We start from the raw sequence: 2,219 nt of genomic DNA, 5'->3' as shown, positions 1-2,219 counted from the left end.
TAGGCGGATAGAACTATGCCTAATTTGACCGTTTTCAGCCAAATAAATTAAATTATTTTCTTTTTTTCTCTTGACATCTTACCGTATTACTTTTATTATTTTATACGGCCTTCAAATTTGAAGGCCGTATAAAACTAATCTTTTTAATTTAAAACCTTATTTTTAATTTCTTCTTTTAACTCATTATATCCAAACTCTTCATAAACTCCCTGTACACTCTCTACAAAAGCTTCAATATTTGGTTCGACAATTGTTACACCCATTTCTTTCATTTCAGCTTCATACTTTTCTCCTAATTCAATTGTTAACTCAGATGCATAGTCTCCTGCATTAATAGACTCTTCCAATATTATATTTTGATAATCTTCTGGAAGACTATTAAACCATCTTGTTCCAACAACTAAACCTGTCATTAACTGAAAATGGCCAGTTTTATTAATATAATCTACTACCTCATAAAGTGAAGAACCATAAGTTGCTGTATGCTGTGCCTCAGCACCATCGATAACTCCCTGCTGAATTCCAGGATATACTTCTGACCAGTCTAATGGAGTAGGAGTTGCTCCCATAGCAGCAACACTTTTTCTCCAAACTGGTGAACCAGGAGTTCTAATCTTTAGGCCGTTTAAATCAGATGGATTTTCAACTCGTTTGTTTGTTAAAAAATGTCTTGCTCCCTGATACCAGTTAAATGACAGTACTTTATAATTATCTTCAGTTAACTTATTTGATAAATCTCTAAACATATCTGATAATACTATTTTTCTTACATCTTCATAATTTGTAGCAATATATGGTGCATTTAAAATACCAATCTCAGGTAAAACATCAGCAAGTCTTCCAGCATCTGTTATTACTGCTACATTTGCGCCCATTTTTGCCTGTTCCTGTAAATCATCAGTACTTCCCAATTGAGAATTTGGAAATACTCGTATTTCCAGATCTCCATCAGTCCTTGCTTCTACATTTTCTTTTAACTGCATTGCACCTTTATACATTGGATTTGTTTCACCAACTGCCATCCCAACATTTAAAGTATAATCCTGTGCCATAATTGAATTACTAAATACAATACTTAAAACTAATACCCCAATTAAAACAATTAATGATTTAGAAATAGATTTTTTAGTAAACAATTTTATTCCTCCTATTTAAGTTGTTATAATAAATTAACTATTCAATGCAAAAGAAAAATTGTGAATTTTTAAAATATCCCTCCTTGTTTTATATGTAATCTTATATACTTATATTCTTAATCCATTTTTGAATTAAGAACTGTTATTCTTCGTATTCTAATTATACTAACATGTTAGTTAGTTTAAAAACAAAAGTTTTTAACTTTCAAAGTAATCAGGATAATCTCTTTTCAATTTTTCCTGATCAAACTTAATTCTACTTATATGAGATTCCATTACTTTTAAAGCCTTTTGAGAATTTCTCTCTTTAATTGTATTTATTATTCGCTGATGATCTTCAATAACATCAGAACGATTAAAATCTGCAGACAGACTCAGCATGCGCATTCTATTTAAATGACTGCTTATTTGTTCAATTGCAATCCAAATATTTCCCATATTACAGCCTTCGAATAACATTTTATGAAATTCATTATCATACTCAAATAATTTCATGTAATTATTTTGCTCTAAACTCATCTCCTGAACTTTAAGATTAGCTTCTAAATCAAATATTTTTTCATCAGGAAAAACTTCACAGGCCAATTTTACAATTTTTGTTTCTAAAGCTTCTCTCATAAACTTAGCTTCCTGAACTTTATCTAAATCAATATAAGAAACAAAAGTACCTCGCTGGGGATAAACATCAATTAACCCCTCTTCCTTTAATTTGACAAAAGCTTCCCTAATTGGAGTCCTACTTACATCAAATTCCTCTGCCATCTCTTTTTTCCCAAGCACAGTACCTGGTTTTAATTTCAAATACATAATATTTTCTTTTAAAACATTATATACATAATCTTTCATATTTAGATTTTTATAATTATCATGATTAATTAAATTCATTTTTACCCCTTCTAGTCAAAACAATTTAATATATTAATTATACTAACATACTAGTTCGAAATTGTCAAATTATTTGTGACCCAGTAAATATTATTTTTTAAATGGTTCATTGTAAAATCAAATGCAACAGACAAAAAAATTAGAACCATAGCTAAAAACCTAGTATGATATAAGTGACCAAACAAAATCATATGGAGG

At 29.3% G+C, this 2,219-nt stretch carries 2 protein-coding genes; both read right to left on the bottom strand.

Features of this window, described 5'->3' with window-relative positions; all coding sequences use genetic code 11:
- Window positions 1-143 precede the first annotated feature (143 nt).
- Window positions 144-1,136 (bottom strand): C4-dicarboxylate TRAP transporter substrate-binding protein, encoded by a 993-nt coding sequence (locus BMZ74_RS14245; protein WP_218142096.1) that lies wholly within the window; start codon window positions 1,134-1,136, stop codon window positions 144-146.
- Window positions 1,137-1,334: 198 nt separating this feature from the next.
- Window positions 1,335-2,021: a GntR family transcriptional regulator gene (locus BMZ74_RS14240; RefSeq protein ID WP_089862866.1), complete on the bottom strand. Its 687-nt coding sequence runs from the start codon at window positions 2,019-2,021 to the stop codon at window positions 1,335-1,337.
- Window positions 2,022-2,219 lie beyond the last annotated feature (198 nt).

Source organism: Halanaerobium salsuginis, assembly GCF_900114545.1.
Classification (GTDB): Bacteria; Bacillota; Halanaerobiia; order Halanaerobiales; family Halanaerobiaceae; genus Halanaerobium; species Halanaerobium salsuginis.
The sequence above is the reverse complement of the archived record's forward strand: the minus strand, read 5'-3'. Positions and strand labels throughout refer to the sequence as shown.